The sequence below is a fragment of the Acidomonas methanolica genome (genome assembly GCF_004346035.1).
Lineage (GTDB): Bacteria > Pseudomonadota > Alphaproteobacteria > Acetobacterales > Acetobacteraceae > Acidomonas > Acidomonas methanolica.
Genome location: NZ_SLZN01000062.1, coordinates 1 through 6,136, shown reverse-complemented (window position 1 = coordinate 6,136; position 6,136 = coordinate 1). Strand labels below are relative to the sequence as shown.

The following is a 6,136-nucleotide window of genomic DNA, read 5'->3' as shown; positions in this document are numbered from 1 at the left end:
CACCATCAGACCGACCTCATGGTCGCCTGAACAAAAAAGGAAAACCGGGCCAGACCTTCCAACTTAAAATCAGCCATCACTGGTCCTCGGGAGGGGGCCACTTCAGTGGCGCACCGCGTTCAGGATATCGCTGTGACCTGCCGTCAGTTCGCGCCGCCGATGTCCGCACCGACAGGCGGAGCATCCTTCTCCTCAATCACGGCTGAAAGCCTCGCGGGAAGAGGGCATCCTGTCCTGGATCTCCGACGTATGGGCGGCTTCCGCGCTCTGCGTTATCCTGCGGCTGCAGAGTGTAATATCACGCGGTCCCTCGATATCCCGTCAGCTTGTTTGGATTGTCAAAACCCGGTTGAAAGAGAAGCTACCACTGCGATGCCGCCGTTGACGGTATAGAGTGGCGCATGTCCGGTCACTCCATCGTAGGTATGCGCGTTTGCCGTCACGCTGGATGGGCCGGACAGATAGTTATTGTTTCCTATATTTGTGACGTTTATTTGAAGCTGCGGGTACTTCAGGAAGCCGATTGGATGCATGCGATATCCGAGCGTAACGTTTGCCTGCTCATAGCCGGGAATTTTTTCATCATTCATGAAAGTAGAATATTGTGAACTCACGTAATTAAAGTAGAAATTTCCGAAATACGTACCGTTATCATAGGAAATTCCAACAGCAGCGACGAAATGCGGACTCTGGACCGCAGTTTTTCCTGCTGTTGGCAGCACTACAGTCTGTCCGGCAGCATTTTCGGCTGAATAATTGTTGTCCATCGTCGCATGAAGATATTGCGCGGACACATAAGGGCTGAAGTGATGCCATGGCCGCATGCCGAGTTCGACGTCCACACCCCGCAAGGTCTTGCCGCCATTTTGCAGTGGCTCAGGAATTGCCTCATTCCCCAAGAGAACATAGGTCTGCACCTGATTATTGGTGATATTATAGTTGAATAGCGACAAAGAAACGTTCACCAGACCGTAGTGACGGAAACCGATCTCCTCGCCGATCGCATATTCGCCGTCCATCTTGACAAAATTGGAAGCCGGTTGATTGCTGTGTGGGCTCCAGAGTTGCCCGTAAGCCTCCACGGACTCGGGCGCGCGATAGGCCGTCGTGGCGTCGATGAATATCTGGTCGTTCTTGCTGATCTGGTAACTGGCGGAGAATTGCGGCAGCGGCTGAGAATATGAGCCGCCCGCGTACCGGATGGCGCCGGGCGTGTCATTGACCATGGTTCGATCGATCATGATATATTTGAGCCCAGCATTAAGCGCAAGGCGGCCGCCGAGAAGTTTGAGAGTGTCGTCCAGATAGAAACTGTTCATCTGGTGTGTGAAGTTCTGATTGAGCGTCATGTAACGCTGCCCGTCAGAAAGAGTGATCGGATATTTTCCTTCGACATTGCTGACGCTGCCATCGAGCGCAACGCCTGTATAAAATATTTGCTCGAAAAGATGGATATATTGGTAGGTCTGCCCAAAGCGGAGTATATTGTTGCCTTTTTTCCAAATGAGACCGGAGTTAATGAAGAAAGCATCCTGGGGAACAGGATTGATCGATTCTGCGGCAGCCGTCCCGCCATTCGTGGCAGAGTAGATTCCCGGAAGATTGAGATTGCCCGCCGGTTGTGTCCCCATATAGGAATTCGTGTTCGAAAGGGTCGTACCGCCAAGATAATATTCGTGATATTGCGCGAAGGAGGGTGTCAGCTTGAAATCAAGCCCGTCAAAAAGCTTCGCCCTGAATGGCAAGAGTATCACGGTCGAACGTCTCTCGTATCGATTGAGCCCGACCCAGTTCGTGTTCCCAGGATAATAGCTTTTGTTATAATTGTGGCTGATTCCATAGTCTTTCCAAGACGTAAGTGTCATGTTTCGATAATTGGACTGTTCCCAGTTATCGTATGAAAAAATGAGGCCGAGGCTCGTATTCTGTGTCCAGTCCTTCCGGATTTCAGCATCAACGTGATATTTCCGGAACTGGCCGGATCCGCGCCATTGATCGTTCGTCGTCGAGGAGAACGATGCGAAGGCCTTGATTCCGCTATGCCCAATTTCTCCAGAGTCGATGCGTATGAACTCGCGCTGGAGCGCCTTGGAGCCGAAGGAAAAATTGGCTGTTCCACCAAACTCTTGACGCGCGTGCCGCAACGAGATTTTTATGAGGCCGCCAACGTCATTATAGACAGGGGAACTGATATCCGGCGCGCCCTGATTGACTGTGATCGATGCGATGTTGTCGGTATCCACGATCGTTTGGGTGTAGGGTGTATAGTTGATGGAATCTGCGAAGGGAAAGTCTTCGTAGGTAAAGCCGATTTCCGATTGTTGCAGGCCGCGCATCGACATAGAGGTCGAGGATTGTCCGAGGGGATCGCTGCCAGCGGTGACGACCCCGGGGAGATAGCTGATCAGCGTGAGCGGAGAACTGGTTGCGGATTGCTTCGCAATGAAGTCGCGCGTGAGAGTGCTGGCGCTCTTGGCCACGGTTTGGCGCGCCATCAATCCACCACCTGGTGTCGTATTCGTCACGCCGTTTGCTGTCCGTAATCCGCCTCGCACTTCTAAGGATTCCGCTTGCTGGGCATTCACTGCCGCAGTTTTTTTCGCGAGCCGGGGGGGATGGGAGTGTTGGCGGGCGGTCGCGCATATCGGCGCCAGTGCGACAGATGCCAGCAGGGCAGCCAGAAACCCGTGGGTTCTCCGCATAAGGGGTTTTCCTCATCGCTGTAATGTTTGTATATCGCAATGTTGCGTTATCAAACTTTATATCGTCAAATTTTGTTTTTTTTGATCTATTATAAATCTCATGAATACCCAGCGATTCGACCTCAATCTCGCACACGTCTTCCTTGCGCTCTGGCACGAACGCAGCGTGACCCGTGCGGCGGAACGACTCTCCCTTACCCAGCCTGCCGTCAGTTCGGCCTTGCGGCGCCTGCGGGAATGCTGCCGGGACGAGCTGTTCGTCCGCACGCGCCATGCCATGCAGCCGACAGCCTATGCCGAGCAGATCGCCCGGGCACTTGAAGATGGCGTGGAAATCCTGCGTACCGCACTGAGCGAGCATGGTTCCTTCGACCCTCGCTCATCCACCCGATCCTTCGTCATCGGGAGCGAGGCAGGTCTTGATTACACGCTTGGCCCCATCATTTCCGCCCGCCTGCAAGAGGTGGCGCCGGATGTGACCATGACCTTCCGGCAGGTCGGCCCGGCGGCGATGGCCGGCGCTCTGGAGCATCGCGAGATCGATCTCGCGCTCAGCACCAGCCAGACTGTCTTTCCCCATTGCCGATCGACGATGATCGGACATTTCCGGTTCGTGTGCGTATGGCATCCCGATCATGGCAAATTGCCTCCGCATGTGACCGTCGCTGAATTGACGGATCGCCCCCATGTGCTGATCGAAGCAGCGACACGCTACAGTGTGTTTGACTATATGCTGCGCAATCTCGGAATCCGCAGGCAGGTTCGTGTGCTGGTGCCATCTTTCGGGCATCTTCCTAGTTTTCTGAGCCGGACATCGAGTATTGCGGTCGTGCCGGATTATATCGGCTTCCTTTTCAGTGCCACGACAATGTTATGCGTCTCCACCCTTCCGGAAATCTTCGGCGAACACTCGATCCAGTTGATCGTGTCTCAAATCGGTGAATCGGACACTGGGCGGGCGTGGCTTCAAGACTTTGTCAGGGACATCGCGGTGGCCGAAGTGACGGACGTAAATGCGTTGTCAAGGGGCGTTCGTAATCGGCATCTATAGCCCGCTCCGTGGTGGCTGGCGGGTGCGCAGGTTGAGAATCATCGCCAGGATCACCGCTGGAATCCATGATGCAAGACCGAGTATTCATGAGATTTATAATAGATCAAAAAAAACAAAATTTGACGATATAAAGTTTGATAACGTAACATTGCGATATACAAACATTACAGCGATGAGGAAAACCCCTTATGCGGAGAACCCACGGGTTTCTGGCTGCCCTGCTGGCATCTGTCGCACTGCGGAAAATCATCTTCATGCGACATGCTTTTTTTTTTCCTGGCTCTTCTTCTGTGCGACACTGCTCCCGTGTTGCGGGAAACGGCACGGGCCGCCGGCTGGCCAAGCGCCGAAGGGCGCGGTTCCTGTTCCGTGATGCGACAGACCAACGTGGCCGCCACCATGCGCGACGGCACGGTGCTGCGGGCGGATGTCTATACGCCCCGCACCTCGGAGAAAGTGCCGGTTCTGCTGATGCGGACGCAATATGCGAAGGAGGCCGCCCAAGTGAAGCCTTCCCGCTATCAGACCCCGGACTGGTTCGCTTCGCACTGCTATATCGTGGTCGTGCAGGATATTCGAGGGCAGGGCAAGTCGGGCGGGACGTTCTACGAATATCGCTACGATCGTGATGACGGGTATGACACGGTCCAATGGGCCGCCCGTCTCCCCGGCGCGGACGGGCAGGTCGCGATGTATGGCTCCTCCTATGTCGGGGCGACGCAATGGCTGGCGGCGACGGCCAGTCCCCCGGCTCTGAAGGCCATCATCCCGTCCAATACGGGAGACGATTATTACGACGGGTGGAGCTATGAGGACGGCGTCTTCCGGCTGGCCTTCATCGAGCCGTGGATGATGGAGACCATCGCGTCTTCGGCAGCCGCAAATCGTGGCGACGCAGCCCTTGCGAAGGAGATCTTCGCCGAAGGGAAAAATGCATCGGTCTGGCTAAGCTTCACGCCTTATGGAAAATTTCCGCCGCTGCGTCCGAATGATCCCGCTGTCGCGCCGTATTTCTACGAGACGGTCGCTCATCCGACGCGCGACACCTATTGGGAAACGTTCCAGATCAGGACGCATTATGACCGGGTGAAAGTCCCGGTTCTCGCCTTCGACGGCTGGTATGATTCATTCCTCACAGGGGCGATCAACAATTTCAACGGCATGAGACAACAGGGCGGCACACTGGCGGCGCGGGCGAACCAGCGCCTCATTATCGGCCCGTGGGAGCATATCGGCTGGGGGCGGCCTGACGCGATCGTCAGTCCGCGTCTGAAGGCGATCGGGCCGGTGGCGAACAGTCCGGTCAACGAACTGACGGTCCGTTTTCTTGATCATGTCCTCAAGGGCAGGGACAACGGCATGCAGGATGGTCCGCGGGTCGATTACTTCACCATGGGGGAGAATCGCTGGCATACGGCGCAATCCTTCCCGATTGAAGGAACGCAGTATGTGACCTGGTATCTCGGCAGTCAGGGGCGGGCCAATTCCTCCATGGGCGATGGCATATTGACGCCCAAGCCGACCGGCGCCGCAGTGAATGATCGGTTCTCCTATGATCCGGTCAACCCCGTGCCCAGCGTGGGCGGTCATTCCTGCTGTGCATGGCTTGCGGGTCCGCAGGGGCAGTTCGACCAGTCGGCGATCGAGCAGCGCGGCGATATTCTCGTCTATACGAGTGCGCCGCTCGATGCGCCGGTCAATGTCACCGGGCCGATCAGCGTGACGCTCTTCGCCACGACGGATGCGAAGGACACCGATTTCACAGCCAAGCTGGTGGATGTTGCGCCGGATGGAACGGCCATCAATCTCAATAACGGCATTATCCGCGCAAGCTATCGGGACTCATTGAGTCATCCCACGCCGATCGTGCCGGGGAAGATTTACGAATATCACATCAAGGTCTGGCCGACCTCCAATCTCTTTCTCAAGGGACATCGTATTCGGCTGGAAATCTCGTCCAGCGATTATCCGCAATTCGCCCCGAACCCCAATACGAGCGAGCCGTTCGGCACAGCCCGGAAAAGCATCGTCGCTCACCAGATTATCTGGCACGACGCGACGCATCCCTCGGCGCTGGTCCTCCCCATGCTTCCGGCCGCCGTAGCCGGCGAGGGCATGGATCATCCGCCTGGAGACTGATCAGGTTCGATTACGGAATATTCCGCTTTCATGCGGCGGCGTGTCCGGCGGCTTGGAAAGCGCTGCGCCGGGCCTGGGCATGTGAAAAAGCGATTGACGCCGCCGATCGACCGGCCCGAACGGGAAGGGCCTGTGACGCGCCGGGCAGGTGTGAACCGGCGTGGAAAATTGACCCTGGTGGAGGGGTAATCGGCGCCGAAAACTGACCCCTCTGATGCATGGGTTCACAGTGGTCTTCGTGATG

General features: G+C 56.1%; 3 protein-coding genes. 2 read left to right on the top strand and 1 reads right to left on the bottom strand.

Features of this window, described 5'->3' with window-relative positions; genetic code table 11:
• Positions 1–338: 338 nt before the first annotated feature.
• Positions 339–2,702 carry a TonB-dependent receptor gene (locus EDC31_RS17000; protein WP_132127202.1) on the bottom strand — a complete coding sequence of 788 codons (2,364 nt, stop codon included), beginning with the start codon at positions 2,700–2,702 and terminating at the stop codon, positions 339–341.
• A gap of 100 nt (positions 2,703–2,802) precedes the next feature.
• Between EDC31_RS17000 and EDC31_RS16995 the strand changes: the two genes are divergently transcribed.
• Positions 2,803–3,753: a LysR family transcriptional regulator gene (locus EDC31_RS16995; RefSeq protein ID WP_081797884.1), complete on the top strand. Its 951-nt coding sequence runs from the start codon at positions 2,803–2,805 to the stop codon at positions 3,751–3,753.
• A 261-nt stretch (positions 3,754–4,014) separates the two neighbouring features.
• Positions 4,015–5,892, top strand: coding sequence for a CocE/NonD family hydrolase (locus EDC31_RS16990; protein ID WP_042061653.1), 1,878 nt, complete (start codon positions 4,015–4,017; stop codon positions 5,890–5,892).
• The last annotated feature ends 244 nt before the right edge of the window (positions 5,893–6,136 follow it).